At 57.8% G+C, this 282-nt stretch carries 1 protein-coding gene; it reads right to left on the bottom strand.

The genetic code is table 11. From position 1 onward, the window contains the following. Positions 1-282: methyltransferase (locus tag Q4563_RS19370; protein ID WP_303605674.1), on the bottom strand; the 282-nt coding region annotated here is incomplete at both ends.

Raw genomic sequence — 282 nt, 5'->3', positions numbered from 1 at the left:
GATCCAATACGTTGCCATGCAGTGGCTTGAGCTGGGCCAGCAGTAATTCGCTGCCCTTGTCGAGGGAACCCTGGCTGAACACTCCGGGCAAGGAGAGGTAATCCCGGCCGTCATAATGGGTAGCCTTGGCGAGAGCGAGCCAGTTGAAAGACGTTTGTTGGGGCCGTAACAACGCTGACCACAAGCTGCAGCGGCGGGCGCTATCGTGTTTCATGGTATCGGCCAGATGCTTGATCGCATTGTTGATGCTTTTGCCGCCGCTGTCGTTGGAGCCAACCAGCC

This window comes from Gilvimarinus sp. 1_MG-2023, from assembly GCF_030548285.1.
This window is presented reverse-complemented; position numbering and strand designations above follow the sequence as displayed.